Origin of the sequence: Vibrio sp. Hal054 (genome assembly GCF_037162405.1) — a bacterium.
Classification (GTDB): Bacteria; Pseudomonadota; Gammaproteobacteria; order Enterobacterales; family Vibrionaceae; genus Vibrio; species Vibrio diazotrophicus.
In genome coordinates, this window is record NZ_JARLUT010000001.1 from 1,030,472 (window position 1) to 1,053,094 (window position 22,623).

23 protein-coding genes, 1 tRNA gene and 1 pseudogene are annotated in these 22,623 nt (G+C 43.3%); 20 read left to right on the top strand and 5 right to left on the bottom strand.

Going from position 1 to position 22,623, the window contains the following annotated elements:
• Window positions 1-150 precede the first annotated feature (150 nt).
• Window positions 151-804 carry a DUF2057 family protein gene (locus tag P4S58_RS04715; RefSeq protein WP_102968155.1) on the top strand — a complete coding sequence of 218 codons (654 nt, stop codon included), beginning with the start codon at window positions 151-153 and terminating at the stop codon, window positions 802-804.
• 92 nt (window positions 805-896) lie between these two features.
• On the opposite strand, the gene P4S58_RS04720 is transcribed toward P4S58_RS04715, so the two are convergent.
• From P4S58_RS04720 to P4S58_RS04735, 4 genes are all read right to left on the bottom strand, one after another.
• Window positions 897-1,373, bottom strand: coding sequence for a YchJ family protein (locus P4S58_RS04720; RefSeq protein WP_102968156.1), 477 nt, complete (start codon window positions 1,371-1,373; stop codon window positions 897-899).
• Between the two features lie 66 nt (window positions 1,374-1,439).
• Entirely contained in the window at window positions 1,440-2,654 is a 1,215-nt protein-coding gene (locus P4S58_RS04725; RefSeq protein WP_102968157.1) for an EAL and HDOD domain-containing protein, read from the bottom strand.
• Window positions 2,655-2,754: 100 nt separating this feature from the next.
• Window positions 2,755-3,483, bottom strand: coding sequence for a UDP-2,3-diacylglucosamine diphosphatase (lpxH, locus tag P4S58_RS04730; protein ID WP_102968158.1), 729 nt, complete (start codon window positions 3,481-3,483; stop codon window positions 2,755-2,757).
• Window positions 3,484-3,545: 62 nt separating this feature from the next.
• Window positions 3,546-4,040, bottom strand: coding sequence for a peptidylprolyl isomerase (locus P4S58_RS04735; protein WP_042486635.1), 495 nt, complete (start codon window positions 4,038-4,040; stop codon window positions 3,546-3,548).
• 145 nt (window positions 4,041-4,185) lie between these two features.
• Between P4S58_RS04735 and cysS the strand changes: the two genes are divergently transcribed.
• The 16 genes from cysS to nadA all read left to right on the top strand — a co-directional run bounded on the left by cysS (window position 4,186) and on the right by nadA (window position 18,402).
• Complete coding sequence (gene cysS / locus P4S58_RS04740) at window positions 4,186-5,568, top strand: cysteine--tRNA ligase (protein ID WP_102968159.1); 1,383 nt, start codon at window positions 4,186-4,188, stop codon at window positions 5,566-5,568.
• Window positions 5,569-5,671: 103 nt separating this feature from the next.
• Window positions 5,672-6,193, top strand: a complete 522-nt coding sequence (ruvC, locus tag P4S58_RS04745; protein ID WP_102954752.1) for a crossover junction endodeoxyribonuclease RuvC — start codon at window positions 5,672-5,674, stop codon at window positions 6,191-6,193.
• 123 nt (window positions 6,194-6,316) lie between these two features.
• On the top strand, window positions 6,317-6,934 hold the full coding sequence (gene ruvA, locus P4S58_RS04750) for a Holliday junction branch migration protein RuvA (protein ID WP_042486627.1): 618 nt from the start codon (window positions 6,317-6,319) through the stop codon (window positions 6,932-6,934).
• 84 nt (window positions 6,935-7,018) lie between these two features.
• Complete coding sequence (gene ruvB / locus P4S58_RS04755; protein WP_042486624.1) at window positions 7,019-8,023, top strand: Holliday junction branch migration DNA helicase RuvB; 1,005 nt, start codon at window positions 7,019-7,021, stop codon at window positions 8,021-8,023.
• Window positions 8,024-8,482: 459 nt separating this feature from the next.
• Window positions 8,483-10,069, top strand: a complete 1,587-nt coding sequence (gene cydA / locus P4S58_RS04760; protein ID WP_042486621.1) for a cytochrome ubiquinol oxidase subunit I — start codon at window positions 8,483-8,485, stop codon at window positions 10,067-10,069.
• Window positions 10,070-10,084: 15 nt separating this feature from the next.
• On the top strand, window positions 10,085-11,221 hold the full coding sequence (gene cydB / locus P4S58_RS04765; RefSeq protein WP_102968160.1) for a cytochrome d ubiquinol oxidase subunit II: 1,137 nt from the start codon (window positions 10,085-10,087) through the stop codon (window positions 11,219-11,221).
• 12 nt (window positions 11,222-11,233) lie between these two features.
• Window positions 11,234-11,341: a cytochrome bd-I oxidase subunit CydX gene (cydX, locus tag P4S58_RS04770; RefSeq protein ID WP_000270285.1), complete on the top strand. Its 108-nt coding sequence runs from the start codon at window positions 11,234-11,236 to the stop codon at window positions 11,339-11,341.
• Window positions 11,334-11,639, top strand: a complete 306-nt coding sequence (ybgE, locus tag P4S58_RS04775) for a cyd operon protein YbgE (protein ID WP_102968161.1) — start codon at window positions 11,334-11,336, stop codon at window positions 11,637-11,639. Before cydX ends, ybgE begins: the two co-directional genes overlap by 8 nt.
• A gap of 169 nt (window positions 11,640-11,808) precedes the next feature.
• Entirely contained in the window at window positions 11,809-12,216 is a 408-nt protein-coding gene (gene ybgC / locus P4S58_RS04780) for a tol-pal system-associated acyl-CoA thioesterase (protein ID WP_102940625.1), read from the top strand.
• Window positions 12,206-12,889, top strand: coding sequence for a protein TolQ (gene tolQ, locus P4S58_RS04785; RefSeq protein ID WP_102954754.1), 684 nt, complete (start codon window positions 12,206-12,208; stop codon window positions 12,887-12,889). The genes ybgC and tolQ overlap by 11 nt, the downstream gene beginning before the upstream one ends.
• A gap of 3 nt (window positions 12,890-12,892) precedes the next feature.
• The gene (gene tolR, locus P4S58_RS04790) at window positions 12,893-13,336 is read left to right on the top strand and encodes a protein TolR (RefSeq protein WP_102962672.1); all 444 of its coding nucleotides are present in this window, start codon (window positions 12,893-12,895) and stop codon (window positions 13,334-13,336) included.
• A 14-nt stretch (window positions 13,337-13,350) separates the two neighbouring features.
• Window positions 13,351-14,421 (top strand): cell envelope integrity protein TolA, encoded by a 1,071-nt coding sequence (gene tolA / locus P4S58_RS04795; RefSeq protein WP_102962671.1) that lies wholly within the window; start codon window positions 13,351-13,353, stop codon window positions 14,419-14,421.
• A gap of 14 nt (window positions 14,422-14,435) precedes the next feature.
• Window positions 14,436-15,788, top strand: coding sequence for a Tol-Pal system beta propeller repeat protein TolB (tolB, locus tag P4S58_RS04800; protein WP_102962670.1), 1,353 nt, complete (start codon window positions 14,436-14,438; stop codon window positions 15,786-15,788).
• 28 nt (window positions 15,789-15,816) lie between these two features.
• Window positions 15,817-16,359: a peptidoglycan-associated lipoprotein Pal gene (gene pal, locus P4S58_RS04805; RefSeq protein WP_042486596.1), complete on the top strand. Its 543-nt coding sequence runs from the start codon at window positions 15,817-15,819 to the stop codon at window positions 16,357-16,359.
• A gap of 16 nt (window positions 16,360-16,375) precedes the next feature.
• The gene (gene ybgF / locus P4S58_RS04810; RefSeq protein ID WP_102962790.1) at window positions 16,376-17,152 is read left to right on the top strand and encodes a tol-pal system protein YbgF; all 777 of its coding nucleotides are present in this window, start codon (window positions 16,376-16,378) and stop codon (window positions 17,150-17,152) included.
• A gap of 188 nt (window positions 17,153-17,340) precedes the next feature.
• The gene (nadA, locus tag P4S58_RS04815) at window positions 17,341-18,402 is read left to right on the top strand and encodes a quinolinate synthase NadA (RefSeq protein WP_102940619.1); all 1,062 of its coding nucleotides are present in this window, start codon (window positions 17,341-17,343) and stop codon (window positions 18,400-18,402) included.
• Between the two features lie 87 nt (window positions 18,403-18,489).
• Here the strand turns inward: nadA and P4S58_RS04820 are convergent.
• A pseudogene (locus P4S58_RS04820) lies at window positions 18,490-19,061 on the bottom strand (UPF0149 family protein).
• A 188-nt stretch (window positions 19,062-19,249) separates the two neighbouring features.
• On the opposite strand from P4S58_RS04820, the gene P4S58_RS04825 reads away from it, so the two are divergent.
• The 3 genes from P4S58_RS04825 (at window position 19,250) to P4S58_RS04835 (ending at window position 22,623) form a co-directional block, all read left to right on the top strand.
• A complete protein-coding gene (locus P4S58_RS04825; RefSeq protein ID WP_219726085.1) occupies window positions 19,250-21,667 on the top strand; it encodes a hybrid sensor histidine kinase/response regulator in 2,418 nt (805 codons plus the stop codon).
• Between the two features lie 259 nt (window positions 21,668-21,926).
• A complete protein-coding gene (locus tag P4S58_RS04830) occupies window positions 21,927-22,376 on the top strand; it encodes an L-alanine exporter AlaE (RefSeq protein WP_042486582.1) in 450 nt (149 codons plus the stop codon).
• 159 nt (window positions 22,377-22,535) lie between these two features.
• Window positions 22,536-22,623, top strand: a tRNA-Ser gene (locus P4S58_RS04835).

The window sequence follows — 22,623 nt, forward strand, 5'->3', positions numbered from 1 at the left end:
TTGATTTCAAGTTGAATGTCATTCAAAGGTCGCATTTATGCGACCTTTTTGATCATATAGCGTTATACCCAACTGAGCTTAAATGGCATGATGATATCAAGGCTTCGAGGTCATTTGGGTATAAATCTTAATGATAAAAAGGGTTAAATCATGAAACGTACAATTTGGACTTCGATTGCAATGGCGCTATCTGCGCTGAGTATGAGTTCCGCTCATGCGAATGTCGATGCGGTGACGACGAAACTGGATGCAGCCCAAGGCGTCGAGGTGCTATTTATTAATACCCAAGACGCTAAGCAGCTAGATGAACCATTTACGCTTGCGACGGGGGCGAATCAAATCGTATTACGTATGAATACGATGTTAGGTCGAGGTGAAAAGCGTGGTAACTTCACTTCAGCACCTTACATTCTTACCTTGGATGTTAATGGTGGTGAATTGGACATTGATGGTCCGCAACTGAATGATGTATTACAAGCTAAAAAAGTGTTTGCGGGCGATAAGATTGATTGGAATGTTAGTCTCAATGACAGCGATATAGATTACGATCAAGTCAAAATGGTGGGGAAAAAGGGTACTTTCCCTTATTCAAACCTTGACGAACAACTTGCTATCTATAACGCATCCAAAGGTATTACTTTTGCGGGCGGTACCATTGCACCTGTTGCCGAAAACGGTACGCAGCAGACAACGAAGCCTGCTGGCCAAGATAGTCTAGAAATGCAAAGAGCAAAAATGCATTATTTTAAATTGTCGCCAAACGAGCGAAAAGCCTTTCGTAAATGGTTAGTTGACCAGCAGTAATCGCATTGGTATCGTTCTTTCCCTAGTATCAGGCGTATTATCTACTGCTCAATTCTTGTTCCCATGCTTTAGCATGGGAACAAAGTAGCTGCCTACTGAAATTTCCCACAGCACTTTTTATACTTCTTACCACTGCCACATAGACACGGGTCATTGCGGCCGATTTTCTTAGCTTCAGAAGATTTTGGAAACTCGCCGTCTATGTAAAACCACAAACTATCTTCACGAACAAAGCGCGAACGCTCTTCTAAACACAGCTCTTTGTCTTGGTCCATCAAATATGCTTTGAAATGGACAAAGCCTTCGTTGGCCGTTGCCCCATTTTCGCTGTTGATCACTTCTAATCTGCACCAATCACTATTAATGGAATCTGCAATCGCTGTTCGGTCGTTTTCAGCATTGCAAGAAGGGTGATAGGTATTCACAACGAAATCGACTAAGCCGAGTACATGAGCGCTATAGCGAGCTCGCATCAGTTGCTCAGGAGTATGAGCTTGAATATGGTCGTTGTGGATAGGTTGGCAGCATTCCGAATAGGATTGTGTATTTCCGCAGTAGCAACTAGTCATTAGGTATTGGATATAAAAATGGCTTCAAAAAGTGAAGCCAAGTTTAGGGATGTGCAGAGAGAAAGTCTATATATCGACTTGCAGTAGATCTGCGCTCCATTGAAGAGCTTCATCATAACACTGACTTAATACTTCATCGCTGAGTTCTAAACTGATTCCCAACTCAGAAACTTGTTCCCAATCTGCGTGCTCATAGGCCTTTGACAGTGATAAAATTTTACCTAATGCGCCTTCACCTTTGGTTAACGCCAGTTTCACCGCTTCGTCGATGGGAATGAGCTCAACGATACTTTCTAGAGGCTGATCCAACAGACAGTCGAGCAACGAAAACATTCCGGTAAGGAACGCAAGATCTGCATCACTACGTTGTCCGCTTTTGCACCACGCCAATTGACAAAAACGAGCGCGTTGAATGGAAAGACCATAGAGATAGTTAGGCTTAGAGCTGTCTGTTGATGCAATAGCCACTAGCGAAATAAACTGACGCAGGCGTTGTTCACCTAAATACACCAGTGCTTGCTTAAATGACTGAATCTTTGAGCTAACGATAGCTGAAGCATTAACAAAAGTGAGCAGCTTATAGGATAGTGACAGATCTCGAGCTATCAAGGATTCTAATTCTTTGTAGTCTATCTCTTCTTTCGCTATCTCTTTACACAACTGGACTATGGTTAAAAACGTTGGCTGCAAAGCTTTGCGTTGGATGATCTCAGGCTTACTAAAGAAATAACCTTGAAAATAGTCAAACCCAGCTTTTTTCGCTTGCTCAAATTCATCATAGGTTTCAACTTTCTCGGCCAAAAACTTAATTTTTGAACCTCGCAGTTTACTGATGAATATACCCGCTTTTGCGATAGGGACGATGCGAATATCAAATTTGATGAAAGAGACATAAGGTAAAAAAGGCTGCCACTCTTTACTTGGTACAAAATCATCTAGAGCGATTCTATAACCTTGTGTAGCCATCTTTTTAATTGCATCTAACAACTCTGAGGTTGGCTCGCAATCTTCTAGAACTTCAACCACTAAACTGTCTGACGGGAAGAGAGTTGGTACAAGGTTCACTAAACTTTGATAAGGGAAGTTCACAAAGCCGACGTGATTACCCAGAGTTTGATAATGGGTCGAAAGGAAATGATCCGAAAGCAGCCTGCTGGTTGCTTTATCGGGGTCAATTTCTGGAAACGTGTTCTTCGGCCCATCTCTGAATAGCAATTCATAACCGAAAGTTTTTCGGTCGCTATCTAATATAGGCTGTCTAGCGATATATGAGTACTTCAAGGCTTTACCCTAACTCCATTTTTGGTGTGCCAATTATATCAATATAAAATCGATTTATTGTGCACATCCTCAAATCCCTCTGAGACATCGGTCACCAATTTTATGATGCAAATTTTTTGTTTTGCAATTCATACCCTTGGTGCGAATAAACAAGTAGAGAGCCTTGTGTGTACCAATCGCCTAAAACAATGCGAGTCTTTTCCTCGCCTTCCGCTGAAATCTTATGGATGTTTGGCCGATGGGTGTGTCCGTGAATCATGGTATTTACCTGATGCTTTTCCATCACGGCTAAAACTTCGCTGGGTGTCACATCCATAATAGACATTGATTTGTTGCTTTTATCGCTGCTGGTATCAGATTGGATCTTTCTTACAATTCGGGTTTTGATACAGAAAGGTAGGCGATTGAAAAACCATTGTAACCACGGTTTATGCACTTTCTCTCTGAATGCTAAATAGCGCACGTCTTCTGTGCACAATGTGTCACCATGAAGTACCACGACTTTATCACCATAAAGATCAATGACTTGTTCTTCATCGAGCAGAGTGACACCTGTTTGTTTAGCGAATCTTTTCCCAACCAGAAAATCACGGTTGCCGTGTGAGAAGAATACGGGAATGCCTTTGCCAACTAGTGTCTTAAATTCGCTTTTAATCTGCTCGGCAAAGTTGGTTGGGTCGTCATCACCAATCCAAAAATCGAAAAGATCGCCTAACACATAGAGAGCGTCTGCCTTGATGGCATCTTCACGCATAAAAGAGATAAAACAATCGGTAATATCTGGGCGCTTAGGAGTGAGGTGGAGATCTGAAATAAATAATGTATGCATAGGAAGAGTATTTTATGTTGGGTTATAGACAGTGGAGCGCATATCGCGCCCCACTTTAAAGATTACTCTTCGATAGTTGTGCCAGTGATGACAACATCTTCTAGTGGTACGTCTTGGTGCATACCGTAAGAGCCAGTGCTTACACCTTTAATTTTGTTTACTACATCCATGCCTTCTACAACTTCAGCAAAAACACAGTAACCCCAACCATCTAGGCTTTCTGAACGGAAGTCTAGGAATGTGTTGTTGTTTACGTTGATGAAGAATTGAGAACTTGCAGAGTGTGGTTCCATAGTACGAGCCATTGCAAGAGTGCCTACTTTGTTGCTTAGGCCGTTGTTTGCTTCGTTACGGATAGGTGCGCGAGTCTCTTTTTCACGTAGACCAGAAGTCATACCGCCACCTTGGATCATGAAGCCGTCGATAACACGGTGGAAAAGTGTGTTGTCGTAAAAACCGTCACGGCAGTACTGTAAAAAGTTTGCGCTAGTTTCTGGCGCTTGCTCTGTATTCAGCTGAACTTTAATGTCACCAAAGTTTGTATGAAGGGTGATCATGTGCATTACCTTTGCTTGTTTTGTATGAGTATTGGATTTTAACTTAACTTTTTGCTCATTCAAAACATCAAATGGATGACCTAGCGATAACAGAGTTGTTATACTGCACAACTATTTTGGTTTTAACGGTAATTAGATAGAGATCATGCTGAAAATATATAACTCACTAACAAAACAGAAAGAGGAATTTAAACCCATTACTGCTGGTAAAGTCGGCATGTATGTCTGTGGAGTGACCATATATGATCTTTGTCATATCGGACATGGCCGTACATTCGTTTCATTTGATGTGGTTGCTCGTTACCTTCGCTACTTGGGTTACGATTTAACATTCGTTCGTAATATCACTGACATCGACGACAAAATCATTAAGCGCGCCTCTGAGAATAAAGAGTCATGTGATTCACTGACTGAACGCTTGATTCAAGAAATGTACACAGACTTTGATGCACTAAACATCAAACGCCCTGACATTGAACCTCGTGCAACGGCTTATATCCAAGAAATCATAGAACTGGTTGAACGTTTAATTGAGCGTGATTTTGCTTATGTTGCGGACAACGGTGACGTGATGTTCGAAGTAAGCAAATATGATGAATACGGTAAGTTGTCTCGCCAAGATCTAGACCAACTGCAAGCCGGCGCTCGTGTAGATATCGAAACAGCAAAACGTAGCCCATTAGACTTTGTACTTTGGAAAATGTCTAAGCCGGGAGAACCGACTTGGGAATCGCCATGGGGACCGGGTCGCCCAGGTTGGCATATTGAATGTTCAGCGATGAACTCTTCAATCTTAGGTAATCATTTCGATATTCACGGTGGTGGTTCTGACCTTATGTTCCCACACCACGAAAATGAAATTGCACAGTCTTGTTGTGCGCACGGTACTCAATATGTAAACACGTGGATGCACAGTGGCATGGTGATGGTAGACAGAGAAAAAATGTCAAAATCACTAGGCAACTTCTTCACCATTCGTGATGTATTGAACCACTACGACCAAGAAACTGTACGCTACTTCTTGATGTCGGGTCATTACCGTAGCCAGCTGAACTACAGCGAAGAGAATTTGAACCAATCGCGTGCTTCTCTTGAGCGTTTATATACTGCACTTCGTGGTTTAGACATGAACGCGGCTGCGGCGGGTGGTGAAGAGTATGTTAGCCGCTTTACTGCTGCGATGAATGACGACTTCAATACACCTGAAGCTTATTCTGTGCTGTTTGATATGGCTCGTGAAGTGAACCGCCTTAAGAATGAAGATATGGCCAACGCGAGTGCTCTTGGGGCATTGATGCGTGAACTTGCAGATGTGATTGGTATTTTGTACCAAGACCCAGAAGCTTTCCTAAAAGGTGGTCAAGGTGACGATGATGAAGCAGCAGAAATTGAAGCTTTGATTAAGTTACGTAATGACTCTCGCGCTGCGAAAGATTGGGCAAATGCGGATTTGGCTCGCGACAAGCTTAACGAAATGGGTATCGTTCTAGAAGACGGTCCAGCAGGAACAACTTGGCGTCGTAAATAATTCGTTTTAGGTTTTAGAAAGTGGGCGTAAGCCCACTTTCTTTATCTAGAATATTTTCGTTTTCTAGATTCTTTTTGTGTTTTTCAAACTTAAATGGCACTGAATGTCGATTATTTTAGGGATTGACCCCGGCTCTCGTATAACGGGCTATGGCGTAATCAAACAACAAGGTAGGCACCTCTATTATTTAGGCAGTGGCTGCATTCGCACCTCCGAGAAAGATCTTCCCACGCGCCTAAAGCAAATCTATGCAGGTGTCACCGAAATCATTACCCAGTTTCAACCGGATGTATTTGCTATCGAGCAAGTCTTTATGGCGAAGAACGCTGACTCAGCACTTAAGTTAGGGCAGGCGAGAGGTAGTGCTATTGTTGCAGCAGTAAATGCAGACCTTCCGGTTTACGAGTATGCAGCACGTCTAGTTAAACAAGCGGTTGTCGGCACTGGTGGTGCAGATAAATCCCAAGTTCAGCATATGGTTCAACAAATGTTGAAGTTACCTGCAAAGCCGCAAGCGGACGCCGCCGATGCGTTGGGTGTTGCTATTTGTCACGCCAATACCAATAAAACATTGGTAGCTCTGGCTGGTAAAGCAACAGGGGCTAGAAAAGGGCGCTACCGATAGGTTTGAACTCTCCGTAACACAAAAGAAGTGTGAGAATTTCCTTACCTATCTTTTACTGGCTATATATCCAGTTATTTATTATCATCTTTTCCATTACAAATTTCCCAACCAAAGGAATCTCAAGTGATTGGACGTCTTCGTGGCACTCTAATAGAAAAGCAACCACCAGAACTATTAATTGAAGTTGGCGGCATTGGTTATGAAGTGCAAATGCCAATGAGTTGTTTCTATGAACTACCAAACATCGGTGAAGAAGCCATCATTTATACTCACTTTGTTGTCAGAGAAGATGCACAGCTTCTTTACGGTTTTAATACTGTTAGTGAACGAGCATTGTTCCGTGAAGTGATTAAAGCAAATGGGGTGGGTCCTAAAATGGGCTTGGGTATTCTGTCTGGTATGACGGCATCTCAATTTGTCTCTTGTGTTGAGAGAGAAGATATTTCAACTCTAGTTAAACTGCCAGGGGTCGGTAAGAAGACGGCCGAGCGTCTAGTGGTTGAAATGAAAGACCGATTGAAAGGCTGGGGGGCAGGAGATCTGTTTACGCCTGCAACTGACGCTGCTCCAATCGATTCTCGACCGAATGTACAAGAGCAAGGTGCAGAAGACGAAGCGGTAAGTGCTCTGCTCTCATTAGGCTACAAAGCACCACAAGCGGCTAAAGTCGTGTCTCAAGTTGCTAAACCGGGAATGACCAGTGAGCAGCTTATCCGTGAAGCATTGAAATCTATGGTTTAGAATGTTTGGTTTATTGCGGACGTGTTTTATCTTAGAAGTGTTGATACATAAGAACGACGAAGAGCAGACGTTAGGAAACTATATATGATTGAAGCTGATCGCCTCATTGCTCCAATGAACCCTTCATTTAAAGATGAAGAGGTGATTGATCGTGCGATTCGTCCTAAGAAATTGGCCGATTATCAAGGTCAGGATCACGTTCGTGATCAAATGGAAATTTTTATCAAAGCTGCGCAAATGCGTAGTGAAGCTCTCGACCATCTGCTGATATTCGGCCCTCCCGGGTTGGGTAAGACCACACTAGCAAATATTGTTGCTAATGAGATGGAAGTGAATATCCGCACCACTTCTGGCCCTGTGCTTGAAAAAGCGGGTGACTTAGCGGCACTGCTCACCAATTTGGAAGAGAACGATGTGCTCTTCATTGATGAAATTCATCGCCTCAGTCCTATGGTTGAAGAGGTTCTGTATCCGGCAATGGAAGACTATCAACTGGATATCATGATCGGTGAAGGGCCTGCGGCTCGTTCTATCAAGATAGATTTGCCTCCATTCACGTTAATCGGGGCAACAACCAGAGCGGGTTCCCTGACCTCTCCGCTAAGAGACCGTTTTGGTATTGTTCAACGCCTCGAATATTACAAAATTGCTGACTTGCAACATATTGTGCAGCGCAGTGCCAACTGCCTAGGTTTGTCTATGGATGGCGAAGGTGCATTAGAAATTGCCCGTCGAGCACGAGGAACACCTCGTATTGCTAACCGTTTATTACGTCGTGTCCGAGATTATGCGGAAGTTAAGGGTAACGGGCACATATGTGATGACACCGCAGACAAAGCATTGAATATGCTGGATGTTGACAATCAGGGCTTTGACTACATGGATAGAAAGCTGCTTCTCGCCATTATGGAGAAGTTTTCTGGTGGCCCTGTTGGTCTTGATAACCTTGCAGCGGCAATAGGTGAAGAGAAAGATACCATCGAAGATGTTATAGAACCGTATCTAATTCAACAAGGTTATTTACAAAGAACACCACGTGGACGTATTGCTACTGACCGCGCCTATCTGCATTTCGGTTTGGATAAATAAAGTTACAATTGTGTTTGATTAATTTGTAGTCATACGCTTTGTGATCGATATCACAATTCAAAAATCTTAAAAGGTTATAAAGGGTTATCAAAGTTTGTGTGCTTGTTAATCCTTTGTTCTTCAAAACTCCCTTCTTCTGATTATTTTTACCTAATGCTAACAATAAAGTTCACTTTCTGTTGATCTGGGACATTTTGTTGTTCTGTTGTCTAAAATTCACGCAGTTAATTTGATTTAAGTCAAAGCGCTTTTCTCTGAGAAATCTTTTGAAACGTAGGTTTTTTCTCAGTAGTATTAGCTCAAGCTATATTAGCTGTTACTTAACAATTAACTAACCACAAAAGTACATAAATGCAACAACTAGCTGTTAAATAGCAACATGTTGGCGTTATTCTTAACAGGTGTTGTGTTGTTGTAATATGTCATAAGGTGTCATTCAGCCGGCACAAAGGAGTTACTATGATTGACGTAGTTGATCTGTCGCGGTTGCAGTTCGCACTGACAGCGATGTATCACTTCTTGTTTGTTCCATTGACCCTCGGTATGGCTTTTTTACTAGCCATCATGGAGTCTCTATATGTAATGACTGACAAGCAGATCTACAAGGACATGACTAAGTTCTGGGGTAAGCTTTTCGGTATCAACTTCGCATTGGGTGTGGCAACAGGCCTGACAATGGAATTCCAGTTTGGTACCAACTGGTCTTATTACTCTCACTACGTAGGCGACATTTTTGGTGCACCTCTTGCTATCGAAGCCTTAGTAGCCTTTTTCCTAGAATCTACCTTTGTTGGCTTGTTCTTCTTTGGATGGGACCGATTAACCAAGCGTCAACACTTGGCGGTTACGTGGTTAGTAGCACTAGGTTCAAACTTCTCTGCACTTTGGATCTTGATCGCTAACGGCTGGATGCAAAACCCTGTTGGTGCTGAATTCAACTTCGAAACCATGCGTATGGAAATGGTGAGTTTCGCTGAAGTTGTATTTAACCCTGTAGCTCAGGTTAAGTTTGTTCACACCGTGGCTTCTGGTTATACGACTGGTGCAATGTTCATCCTTGGTATCAGCTCATACTACCTGTTGAAAGGACGTGACGTTGCTTTCGCTCGTCGTTCTTTTGCCATTGCTTCTTCTTTCGGTATGGCGGCAATTTTGTCTGTAATCGTACTGGGTGACGAATCTGGTTATGAAGTTGGTGAGGTTCAAAAAGTGAAGCTGGCTGCTATCGAAGCAGAATGGCACACAGAACCTGCTCCTGCAGCGTTCACCATGTTTGGTCTTCCAAACCAAGAAACCATGCATACTGATTACGCAGTTAAGATCCCATATGTAATGGGCATCATCGCGACTCGTTCATTTGATACTGAAGTAAAAGGTCTACGTGACCTTCGTGATGAGCACGTTGATCGTATTCGTAACGGTATGTATGCGTATGAACTTCTAGAAAAACTTCGTGCTGGTGATAAATCATCAGAAAACATGATGGCATTTGATGAAGTGAAAAATGACCTAGGTTATGGCTTGCTGCTTAAACGCTACACTGACAAAGTCACTGACGCGACTGAAGATCAAATTCAGGCAGCGGCAGATGACTCAATTCCAACAGTATGGCCTCTATTCTGGTCATTCCGTGTGATGGTGGGTGTTGGCTTTATCATGCTGTTTGTATTTGGTATGGCATTCGTACAGACATGTCGTCAAAAAATCGAACAGAAGCCTTGGGTTCTCAAAGCGGCACTGTTTAGTATCCCGCTACCTTGGATTGCAATTGAAGCTGGTTGGTTTGTGGCTGAATATGGTCGTCAACCATGGGCTGTTGGTGAAATCTTACCAACCAACGTCGCCGCTTCTGCGTTAAGTGCGGGTGAAATCTGGACGTCTCTGTTCGCGATTTTGGCTCTGTACACAATATTCCTGATTGCTGAAGTATATCTAATGGTTAAGTTTGCTCGTAAAGGCCCTAGTAGCCTGAAAACTGGTCGTTACCATTTTGAGCAAGACGCTAACTCTGTAGAAGACAAAGTTAGTCGCCAAGTAGAAGCATAAGCAAGGAGAGAACACATGTTTGATTATGAAATCTTGCGACTAATCTGGTGGGTACTAATTGGTGTATTGCTGGTTGGTTTCGCAATTACAGATGGCTTTGACATGGGCGTTGGTGCTCTTGTCCCTGTTATCGGCAAAAGTGACAATGAACGTCGCGTAATGATTAACTCTATCGCTCCTCACTGGGATGGTAACCAAGTTTGGTTAATCACAGCGGGTGGTGCTTTGTTTGCGGCATGGCCTTTGGTTTACGCAACGTCGTTCTCTGGTTTTTACCTAGCGATGATTGTGACTTTGGCGGCGCTTTGGTTACGTCCGCTGGGTCTTGATTACCGTTCAAAAATTGAAGAACCAAAATGGCGTAATACATGGGATATCTGCATCTCAATCAGTGGTTTTGTTCCGCCAATCATTTTTGGTGTGGCATTTGGTAACTTGCTACAAGGTGTCCCATTCCAACTGAATGAGTTCCTGATGCCAACTTACCATGGTTCATTCTTTGGTCTGCTAAATCCGTTTGCACTTCTGTGTGGTCTAGTCAGCTTGTTCATGATCCTTCTGCAAGGCGCTTCTTGGCTACAAATGAAGACTACAGATGCCGTTCATGCGCGTGCGCGTGGTGTGGCTCAGCTTATGGGTCTACTAACAACGGTTGCATTTGTTGCGGCTGGCTTCTGGGTTCAAGGTATTGAAGGCTATGTTATTGCTGGTGGCATTGATGGCAATGCAGTGTCTAACCCTCTAAACAAAGAAGTCGTGCGTGAAGTGGGTGCTTGGATGAACAACTTTGAGCAATATCCGTTAATGTGGGCTGCGCCTGCATTAGGTGTGGTAATGCCACTACTTGCCGCTTTAGCTTCTCGTTTTGAGAAAGGTGGCTTTGCGTTCTTGGCATCAAGCTTAGGTAACGCGGGTGTTATCTTTACTGCTGGTTTGGCTATGTTCCCGTTTGTAATGCCATCAAGCTTAGATCCGAAGAGCAGCTTAACCATGTGGGATTCTACATCGAGTGAACTGACTCTGAATCTAATGACGGGTGTCGCATTTGTAATGGTGCCAATTATTCTGGCTTACACTTCATGGACTTACTACAAGATGTTTGGTCGTCTTGACAACAAGTTCATTGAAGAAAACAAGAACTCACTTTACTAAGGAGCAAAAATTATGTGGTACTTTGCATGGATTTTAGGCGTATTACTCGCTTGTGCATTTGGCATCATCAATGCTCTTTGGCTAGAGCACACTGAAATGATGGATAAAGATAGTGAATAACTTGTCGACTCAGGTTGCCAAGTTCCACTCTCCAATGGATAAAGCCTTATTCAAGGCTTTATCCTTAGTTCTGGGTTTCTACCATCTGTTTTCTATTATGTGGAACCCAGAATCTTACGCTGACAGCATTGGTGGTTTTAATGCCATTGTTGCTCCATTGATCATTTGGGCCATGTGCTCGAGCATGGTGTATGGCGTAGGGTTTAAACCACGTTTTTGGGTTTGGCAGCTATTGTTTAGCCCTTACATTTCACTTCCGATACTGATTATTTTCACTGGGATACGACTTCTCAGTTAAGTGATTGAAATTGCAGTTGGTGAAGAATTAAACGAATTAGCGCTTTCTCTTTGAGGTAGCGCTAATTTTTTTGACACTCTGTTACGAATTACCTCATTCCCCCTTGTACTATCGACAATGAGTTGCGTTATAGTAAAACCTCATTCGGTAAATCAATTAATCCAAAATTATGAAAGCGTTTCATTGGCCAATCACCATTTACTACGAAGATACGGATGCAGGTGGTGTCGTTTATCATTCAAACTACCTCAAATTTTTTGAAAGGGCTCGCACTGAGATGCTGCGTGCAATTGGCGTATCTCAACAAGTATTGTTGGAACAACGCATAGGATTTGTTGTCAGACATGCCGACATCGATTTTATACAAGGTGCTCGATTGGACGATCAGCTTAATGTTGTCACGACTATTTCTGAACTAAAGAAAGCATCGCTAATATTCTGTCAGGAGCTCGTCAATCCTGATAACAAGGTGTTGTGTAAAGCAATAGTTAAGGTAGCATGTATCGACAATGAGAAGATGAGACCTAAGGCCATGCCTCAATTAATTATTTCGGAGTTAACCAACAGTGCAAGCTGATATTTCAATTCTCGACCTTTTCCTTCAGGCCAGTTTGTTAGTCAAAATGGTCATGCTTATTCTTTTGGGAATGTCGATTGTTTCGTGGGCGATGATCATCAAGCGTTATAAAATTTTGTCAAAAGCCACAAAAGACGCTGAGGCGTTTGAAGATAAGTTTTGGTCAGGTACAGATTTAGCTGTTCTTTATCAAGATGTGAAAAAGCGCAAAGATGAAATCATGGGTACAGAAGAGATTTTCTATTCAGGTTTCACTGAATTTGCTCGTCTACGTAAAACGAATGCTGACTCACCTGATTTCGTGATGGAAGGTACAGGCCGAGCTATGCGCGTGTCTGTAGCTCGCGAAGTAGAAGAGTTAGAAACAAACTTACCATTTCTAGCAACGGTAGGCTCTATCAGTCCTTACATCGGCTTGTTTGGTACAGTTTGGGGTATTATGCACGCGTTTATTGCGTTAGGTGCAGTAAAACAAGCAACATTAGCAATGGTTGCACCAGGTATCGCTGAAGCGTTAGTTGCTACCGCAATGGGTCTGTTTGCAGCAATTCCTGCGGTAATGGCATACAACCGTTTAAGTAATACAGTTGGCAAGCTAGAGCACTCTTACGCAACGTTTTCTGAAGAATTCCATAGCATTTTACACCGTCAAGCAATGGCGGGTAGGGAATAATCAATGGCCGGTTATCAGCCAAAAAAGCGTAAACTCACTGCTGAAATCAACGTTGTCCCTTACATTGACGTTATGTTGGTGTTGCTGATCATCTTCATGGTTACCTCACCGTTTGTTACGCAAGGTGTCGATGTAGAGTTACCTAAAACATCAACGGCTAAGCCAGCGTCTGAGATGGCTGGCGATAGTGATGCAAGCTTTATCATTGTAGAAATTGATAAAGAAGGTAACTTAGGCTTGAGCGTCAACGATGAAGAGGTGCAGCGAGGACTGTCGCTACAAGATATTATCGTCAGAGTGAAAGCAGAACTATCACTTAAGCCAAACTCTCCGGTTGCCGTAGGTGGTGATGCTGCCACACCGTATGCAGAAGTGGTACTTGTGTTAGATGAATTAAGTCGAGCCGGTATACCAAAAGTCGGGTTGTTAACGGATATCAAGGAATAGGCTTAACATCGTTCATGAAAGATCATAAGTCGAAAAAGAATTCATATACCAAGCCGATAGCGATTTCTGTCGGCCTTCATGCCGTTTTGATTGCCGCTTTGCTTTGGGGGACGGACTTCACTATGTCTAAACCTGAACCTTCTGGCCAAATGGTGCAAGCGGTAGTGATCGACCCAAATGTGGTCAAGCAGCAAGCGGATAAAATCCGTAGTCAACGTGAAGCTGCATCTAAAAAAGAGCAAGAGCGTTTGGATAAACTGCGCAGAGAAAGCGAGCAGTTAGAAAAGAATCGCAAAGCGGAAGAAGAACGCATTCGTAAGTTGAAAGAGCAGCAAGCCAAAGAAGCTAAAGCAGCGAGAGATGCAGAGAAGCGTCGTCAAGAGCAAGAAGAGCAGCAAAAGATTGCTGCAGAGAAAGCGCGCGTAGCAAAAGAACAAGCGGCGAAAGCAGAAGCAGAACGTAAAAGCAAAGAAGAAGCGGCGAAGAAAGCGGAAGCTGAACGTGTAGCGAAAGAGGCTGCGGCAGCGAAAGCAGAGCAAGAAAGAGTAGCGAAGGAAAAAGCAGCTCAGGAAGCTCAAGAAAAAGCGCGTCGTGAACGCGAGGCTGCGCAGAAAGCTGAACAAGAAAGAATAGCGAAAGAAAAAGCGGCAAAAGAAGCGGCTGAAAAAGCGAGACTAGAGAAAGAACGAGCAGAAAAAGCAAGGCTAGAGCGTTTGGAACAGGAAAAAGCACTGAACAGTATCTTTTCAGGCTTAGAAAGTGAAGCTCAGCAAAACACTTCAGCTCGTTCACAATACGTAATGAGTGAAGCCGAACGTTGGGGCGCAATATATACCCAGATGATTCAGCAAAATTTGTTACTGGAAGACAGTTTTAAAGGAAAAGAATGTAAGGTGAACTTACGTTTAATCCCAACAGGCGCAGGCGCAATAGTGGGTGAGTTATCGGTTATGAACGGTGATTCGCGCCTATGTTCTGCGACAAGACGTGCAGTAGCGAAAGTCGGAACATTTCCATTACCGAAAGAAGATTCTGACGTAGTCGAAAAACTGAAAAATATTAATTTAACCGTAGTACCTGAGTAAAAAGGATAAAGCTTGTGTTTAAGCGATTGATTTTAGGATGTGTACTTGTCATCACAAGTAGTCTGCAATTTGCCAATGCAGCGTTGGAGCTGGTTATTACCGACGGTATTAACTCTGCACGCCCAATTGCCATTGTTCCATTCAAATGGGAAGGTTCCGCTCCGTTACCACAAGACGTTTCGGCTGTTATTTCATCAGACCTACAAAGAAGTGGGAAATTCAGCCCAATTCCTACAAGCAAAATGCCGCAAACTCCGTACACTGAAACACAAGTGAAATTTGATGCTTGGACCAGTATCGGTGTCGATGCGCTGCTTACAGGAAGCATTACCCAAAATGCTGAAGGTAACTATGTTATCAATTATCAACTAGTAGACGTTGTACGTGGGCAACTGACTCAGGGGCAAGGTAAATCGTTGAGTTCAGATGGCCAGTTGGTTCTTTCTAAAGATCATGTACTGTTCAACAAGGTTGCGACCGTACCTGCGAAGCGACTACGTGAATACGCGCATAGAATTTCAGATCTTGTCTACGAACAACTCACCGGAGAAAAAGGTGCGTTTTTAACTCGTATTGCTTATGTGGTCGTGAACGATAAAGATCCGTACCCATATCAATTACGTGTTGCAGATTACGATGGTTACAACGAAAGACTGGTTCTTCGTTCTAAGCAGCCTCTTATGTCGCCTTCATGGTCACCGGATGGCAAAACACTGGCTTACGTTAGCTTCCAAAATGGTCAGGCAGAAATTTATCTGATGAACATCTACACCGGAACTCGTGAAAAAGTGACGTCATACCCACGTCATAATGGGGCACCAAAATTTTCTCCAGACGGAAAACAGTTGGCGTTAGTACTGTCTAAAACAGGCAGTCTACAAGTGTATACCTTGGATTTAGCTTCCCGTAAGCTGACGCAAATAACGAGTGGTCGCTCAAATAACACGGAGCCATTTTGGCATCCGAATGGTGAATCGCTCATATTTACATCAGATCGGGGTGGTAAACCACAGATATATCAAGTAAATTTGTCAGACCGTGCAACGACGCGTTTGACTTGGCAGGGCAGCCAAAATTTAGGCGGTCAGATTACTCCGGATGGTCGATTCCTCGTTATGGTGAATCGTTCAAACTCTGGCTTTAACCTGGCAAAACAAGATTTGGAAACGGGATCAGTACAAGTTCTTACAAAAACTTTGCTTGATGAGTCTCCAAGTATTGCGCCGAATGGTGGTATGGTTATATACAGTTCCATCTACAACAAGACCAACGTATTGTCGATGGTCTCAATAGACGGAAGATTTAAAGCTAGATTACCGGCAACCAACGGACGTGTACGCGCTCCTGCCTGGTCTCCGTTCTTATAGCGAAAAATACAAAATAAAGGAAAACAAGATGCAACTTAATAAAGTTCTTAAAGGGCTACTAATTGCGCTACCTGTACTAGCAGTGACAGCTTGTAGTTCAAGCGATGACGCAGCAAGCAACGCTGGTTCAGAAACAACTAACCAATCAACTTCAGGTTCAGCTAACCAAGTTGACACAACTGTTGTTTCTCCAATGGATCAAAACGGTCAGCTTTCTGAGCAAGAGCTTAAAGAGCAAGCTCTACGTGAAACTTCAACAATTTACTTCGCATTCGATAACGCAACTATCGCTGGCGACTACGAAGAAATGCTAGCGGCTCACGCAGCTTACCTAAGCAAAATGCCAAGCCTTAAAGTAACTATCGAAGGTCACGCTGATGAGCGCGGTACTCCAGAGTACAACATCGCACTTGGCGAGCGTCGTGCACAAGCAGTAGCTAAATACCTAGAAGCACTAGGTGTTCAAGCTGACCAAATCTCTATCGTTAGCTACGGTGAAGAGAAGCCTCTTCTTCTTGGCCAATCTGACGAAGTATATGCTAAGAACCGCCGCGCAGTTCTAGTATACTAATTCGGGGATGAACCTCATGTTCAGTAACTTAAAGCGCCTGATCACGCTTACGTTACTGGCAAGTGCAGCGAACAGTTCGTTCGCTGCACCAGCTCCAGTATCTGATCTCAGCAATAATTCATCTAGCCAAGCCTCTTCTACTCGAACAGCTTCTTCAGAATCGGAAGTTCAGCGATTAGAGCGTCTGCTTGAAACTCGTGCGCGCCTTCAAGTGCAAATGCAGCAGCAGCTAGACACCATGGCTCTCGAAATCAATGAATTACGTGGGCAGATAGAAAAAAATAACTACGATATGCAGCAGATGTTACAACGCCAAAGGGAGTTGTTTGTCGAGCTTGACCGTGTTCGTGGTGAAATGAAAAAGCCTGCACCTGCGGCGGCTGCATCTAACGATGAAGACGTTCCTCAAGGCACATTCAGCAGTGATGCAGATGAACAAGCGGCTTATCAAAATGCCGTAGACCTAATTCTGAAGAAACGTGACTACGCTGGTGCGATAGCCGCCTTCCAACAATTCCAAAAAGATTATCCAAACTCGAACTTTGCACCAAATGCGCATTATTGGTTGGGGCAACTGTACTTCGCTAAGAAACAAGATAAAGAAGCTGCGACCAGTTTTGCTGCAGTAGTTTCTTACAAAGAATCTAACAAGCGAGCAGATGCTTTAGTGAAGTTAGGCGATATTGCTAAACGAAACAATAATGAAGCTCAGGCTAAAAAGTACTATCAACAAGTGGTTGATGAATACCCAACCAGTGCTTCAGCGAAAGTCGCCAGTGAAAATCTGAAGTAATAAAGCAGATGATAGGAAAGAGGTTGCCAAACGGCAGCTTCTTTTTTCTTTCACTTTTAGCTAAAGCAACGGATATCGCTCTTGAGCCGGCAAATTTACTGTCGCTGCGCAAAAGAATCATTTTTGCCTATCTATTCTATGTCGGTGTACAATGCCCGAATTAAAGGAAGTTGCATAGAGCATGAGCAATGAGCCATATATTAGATAAAATCGATACGGTTTACCCATTCCCTCCAAAACCGATTCCATTATCGGCGGAAGAGAAGCAAACCTACCTTGCGAGTATTAAAGAGCTGCTAAAAGAGAAAGACGCAGTTTTAATCGCGCATTACTACACCGACCCAGAAATCCAGGCCCTTGCGGAAGAAACAGGCGGCTTTGTTGGTGATTCTCTGGAAATGGCAAAATTTGGTAACCGCCACCCAGCAAGCACATTGATTATCGCTGGCGTACGTTTCATGGGCGAGTCTGCGAAGATTCTTACCCCAGAAAAACGTATTTTAATGCCAACGTTAGAAGCAGAATGCTCGCTTGATTTAGGCTGTCCTGCTGATAAGTTTTCAGAGTTTTGCGATGCGCACCCAGACCATACTGTGGTTGTGTACGCGAACACTTCTGCTGCTGTAAAAGCGCGAGCTGATTGGGTAGTAACGTCGAGTATTGCACTTGAGATCGTAGAGCAACTTGAATCAGAAGATAAGAAAATCATCTGGGGACCAGACCGCCATCTTGGCTCTTATATCGCTAACAAAACTGGCGCAGACATGCTGCTTTGGCAAGGCGAGTGTGTGGTACATGATGAGTTTTCAGCAGATGCACTGAAGAAGATGAAGAGCCTTTATCCTGAGGCGGCAATTTTGGTGCACCCAGAATCACCTTCAAGTGTTGTTGAACTGGCTGATGCAGTAGGTTCTACAAGTCAGTTGATCAAAGCTGCGAAAGAACTCCCTCATCAGAAAATGATTGTCGCAACAGACAAAGGCATTTTCTTCAAGATGCAGCAGTTGGTTCCTGAGAAAGAGCTAATTGAAGCGCCAACAGCAGGTGCAGGTGCGACTTGTCGTAGTTGTGCGCATTGTCCTTGGATGGCAATGAACGGCTTAAAAGCGATTGAAAAAGCATTAAAAGATGGTGGCAGCGAACACGAAATTTTTGTTGATGAAGAGTTACGTGTTAAGTCTTTGATCCCACTAAATCGTATGTTGGATTTCGCGGAGCAGCTTAATATCAAGGTAAAAGGCAACGCTTAAGCGCGGCTAGCAACGAATTGATACGCCAATCAAAATGAAAGAAGCCAGCATAATGCTGGCTTCTTTGTTTCTCATAGAAGATGAGTACTACTGTGCCTCAGCAAGAGCAACACCGCGCTGAGTTAAGCCACATAGCATGACCGGAATCGCTGCGTAGATCTCTTCAAACTGATCTAAGCCTTCCATACCTTGTTCATTTAAAGTCGTCAGCGCTGTCTCTGGATCGTAAAGCATGCTGAGAGAAAGAAGAACGCCGCCCAGTAGGGCATTATCTTGGCTCTCTTCTGGCATTAGCACTTCCCAGTCATCGCGGGCAAGCTGCCAACCCTGCAATACACCTTCACAGAAATCACGTACTGAATCGGTAACGATTTCTTCTTCGTCAAGGTCATAACCTTCAGGCCAAACCCAAGTACCTTCTAAAAATGAAGAGCGATATTGGTTCCACATATCAATAATATGTTGGATGTAAGTTTCTAGTTGCTCACCATCACTAAAAGGTGCGACTTCTTCGCCCCCCAAAGGAAAGGTAACCATTCCTGCGGAGGAAGAATGTTTGGCGCACAGGCCATAGCAGCAACAAAGCCACGTGACTTAGCTTCGTTAAGCAACTTATCTTCAAATTCAGGTTGGGTAAGGATATCGTGTAAGGTCAAAATAGGGTTCCATACTTTACTGCAAAAATTAGCACTATCTTACCCTTAACCGTCTTTTGATGCGAGTTCACAGAAGACCCCGTTTTTTAACAAACAAAATGCGGTTTGGATTAACATTTGCAGCCTTCTTATGAGTAAATTCCCATATAATTTCACTATACTGTTGCTAAAGGATTTTTTATCAAAGGCTTATGGAAATACGTTCATCATTAAAGCGCAAGAGCATGTTCGCTCTCATCGTGTATTTGTGCTTTTTCCTGGCCACAATTGGCTCGCTGACTTATTTGGCTGTGGATTCCCCTTTCAGAAAAGAGTTGAAGCAGTATTTGGACTTGCGTGCTGAGCTTCTTTCGTCGCAAGTTTTAGACCCTCTCAATCGTTCGGTGGGCGTTCTGCAAAGTATAGTTAGTATTGCTCAAGCATCAGAAAGCCAAGAAGAGGCTTCACGCATGCTACGTTCGATATTTTCTACTGTCGATGACGTTGTCATCAGCGGTGGTATTTGGCCTAAGCCGTTCAGTGTTGACCCTTATATTAAGTACAAAGGCTTGTTCTTTAACAGAGCCACAGATGGCAAAGTCGACCAGCTCCACTCTTGGAATAATCCAGAATCAGGCGGATATGACAGTGAAGTTTGGTATGTGGCAGGAATGGAAGAACCAAGCGGTAGTATATTTTGGTCTCCTGTTTATGTGGATTCATTCACTCAGATCCAAATGATCACAGTGACTTCGCCGTATTATGTAAACGGTGAATTTGCTGGGGTAGCCACGGTTGATCTATCTTTGCAAAGTTTGACTGCACTGATTTCACTTCATGCAGAGAGATACCAACTGGGTGTTTCGCTGCGAGACTCATACGGTTCAACTATTACAGAGCATAATTTCCGGTTGCGGGATGGAGCGTATGTCAGTAAATACGCCTTTGGTGACTTTAACTGGAAGCTTGATGTAGTGAACTCGCATCGCTTGGTCGACGATGATGTGTTTGACTTAGTGATGAGTGTCGAGAAGGGGATCTTGCCACTACTACTTTTCTGTCTGATGTTGGGTTACTACTTAATTAATCGCTACCTGATTAACCCAATTGTGGTGATTGCACAAAAAGTCGATGATTCAAAAGAGGGTGGCATCATTGATGTTCCTTACCGCAGCCAGGATGAGATTCGTTATTTGATTGATACCTTCAATCAAAAGACTGTGTATTTGGAAGCGGAGAAAATCAAAGCGCAAGCCTCGACAAAATCTAAAAGTATTTTCCTTGCTACGCTGTCTCATGAGATTCGCACGCCAATGAACGGCGTTCTCGGTATGGCTCAGATACTACTGCGTGGGGACTTAAAACCTCAGCAACGTAAACAGTTGAAAAGCCTGTATGAGTCTGGCGAACACATGATGTCACTGCTTAATGAGATGCTCGATTTCTCTAAATTCGAACAAGGGCACATGGAGCTTGATAATAGCAAGTTCCCACTTGAATTTATTATTGGCAGTGTCACTAGTGTTTACTCCTCCCTTTGTCATGAAAAAGGTTTGCAATTTAAGGTCTACTCAGAAGTACCTGCAAATCGCTGGTACTTTTCCGATAAGGCGAGAATTCGTCAGATTTTGTTTAACTTGTTAAACAATGCGGTGAAATTTACCTCGCGTGGTTTTGTGGAAGTGTTTTTCAGCGAAGTGAAGCTCGATGGCCAGCTTTATCTCAGTATCAGAGTCCGTGACACTGGTATTGGTATCGAGAAGGCGGCTCAGGAGAAAATATTCCGACCATTTGAACAGGCCGAATCTTCAACCACCCGACGGTTTGGTGGCACAGGCCTAGGCTTAGCGATTGTTAAACAGATCGCTGAACTTATGGAAGGAACGGTTTCCGTTAACAGTAAGGTGGATATTGGCACCAGTTTTCAAGTGAATCTGAAGATTGATGTTTGTGAGCCTGAATTGGTCGAGAGTAATCACTCACGTCATTTAAGCTATTCTGGTTTGAAAGTATTGATAGTGGAAGATAACCGCACCAATACCATGATCATCGAAACGTTTATGAAAAATAAAGGTTTTGAATGTGAATGTGTCGAAAATGGTGAGCTTGCAATACAAGCAGTTGCGAATGGGCAATTTGACCTCATTCTTATGGATAACCACATGCCCGTCAAAGACGGCGTTGAAGCTATACATTCAATCCGCCAACTGGAAGGCCCTCAATCTCAAGTTCTGATCCTCGGCTGTACTGCAGATGTGTTTAAAGACACAAGAGAAAGCCTGTTGAATGCCGGAGCAGACTCGATAGTCGCGAAACCTATCAATGCAGGTGAGCTGGATGATGCTCTCTATAAGCACATTAACAAGCTTTACCAGTACCATTCAGAAATGCCTAAGTTGGCTTTTAGTGGCAGCGCTGAGGAGTTGTTAGTCAAACTCTATATTGCTATCGAAAATAAAGCCGTCGGTGAAGCGTTGGACATAGTTGAGTTATTAGAACATTCCTTGGAACTGCCTAGTGACAGCCAATTGGTCACAGCGCTGACAGCGGTAAAATCTCATCTAGAAGAAGGTGAGATTCCTCCTAAAGAATCTATCGATTTAGTAACCATATTGCTTTCAGATTATTAGGTCATTAGAAGAGACCCACGTTTTAAAATTTAAACCTTTAAGCATAGTTGAATCATTTGTTATAACTGTGTGAAATAAGAGAGAGATGCTACTTTGCATTTCATTTATGGTTGTTTATTTAGTAACTGAATAAAAATACGAGATCAAAAACTATATAAGTTGTGCTCTAATGGCGCCATTAACTGCCTGATCTTTTTATGGTGGTGATATGTGTTATGAGAGCGCTAATTTTGCAGTTTATTATCTTGTGAGGACATAAATGAAAGCTCGTGGCCCTTTTTGTATACGTCATGCTGCTGCGGACACTTTTGCAATGGTTGTTTTCTGCTTTGTATCGGGGATGATTATTGAAATATTTATCTCTCAGATGACATTCGAGCAGTCACTAGCGTCGCGAACTCTTTCTATTCCCGTAAATATCGCCATCGCTTGGCCATACGGCGTATTTAGAGATTTTATGCTGAGACAAGGTCGACGTATTTCAGAAACCAGTTTGATGAAAAACGTGTCAGATCTCGTGGCTTATGTGCTTTTCCAATCACCAGTATATGCTGCAATCCTATACACCGTTGGTGCTTCTACAGACCAAATAATGACAGCCGTTGCGAGTAACGCTGTGGTTTCTTGTGGTATGGGGGTGATTTATGGCTACTTCCTTGATATGTGTCGCCGCTGGTTTAAAGTGCCCGGTTATTATCGTGCGATGTGATACAGCGAAATAAACAAAACACAGTTGTAGGGAAAATATTCAATTTAGCCAATTAGTAAGCAAATAACTTAGTTAGAACGCTTTTTTTGGGATTTTTCCTTGACGATCATTAGCTGAATCATTAAATTAGCGCCTCGTTAGCCGTTATGGTTAACCTCCGGTGAGTTGTCCGAGTGGCTTAAGGAGCACGCCTGGAAAGTGTGTATACGGCAACGTATCGAGAGTTCGAATCTCTTGCTCACCGCCA